The sequence below is a fragment of the Methanoculleus sp. DTU007 genome, assembly GCF_001512385.1.
In the GTDB taxonomy this organism is placed as follows: domain Archaea; phylum Halobacteriota; class Methanomicrobia; order Methanomicrobiales; family Methanoculleaceae; genus Methanoculleus; species Methanoculleus thermophilus.
The window spans coordinates 1-470 of sequence record NZ_LFRO01000104.1; the positions used below are offsets into that span (position 1 = coordinate 1).

A 470-nucleotide genomic window follows, 5' to 3' on the forward strand; every position below is an offset into this window, starting at 1 on the left:
GGTGTCGGGGTCACATTGACCGTCGGCGTTGGAGTGACGTTGACCGTCGGTGTCGGGGTCACGTTCTCTTCGACCGTGACGTTCACCGTCTCAAAGACGAGCGGACTGAGCGGCGTGTGGTCGTTGTTGACCAGCTGGACCGAGAGGTTGTGCTCTCCCGGCGTCACGTTCTCCCAGGTGTGGGTGAGGTTCGCGGAGACGACGTAGCCGCCGGTCGGCGGGATGGCCGGTTCGCTCTCATTCGTCGGTATCGGGGCGTCCAGGTAGTAGTGCAGGTGCCCCTCGCCCGGGGCGTTCGGCTGCCCGGTCGGCTCGACAAGCGTGAAGTTCGTGACATTCACGCTCACCGTGACGTTCCCGGTGGGGATGCTGGCGCCCTCCATGGGTTCAATGATGGTGACGTTCGCTTCGGCGGCCGGCGGGGTTGGCGTCACCGTCGGCGTCGGTGTGACGTTGACTGTCGGTGCCGG

1 protein-coding gene is annotated in these 470 nt (G+C 65.5%); it reads right to left on the reverse strand.

Going from position 1 to position 470, the window contains the following annotated elements; translation table 11 throughout:
• A partial coding sequence (locus ACI94_RS10685; RefSeq protein ID WP_286681406.1) for a DUF4399 domain-containing protein occupies window positions 1–470 on the reverse strand: 470 nt, incomplete at both ends.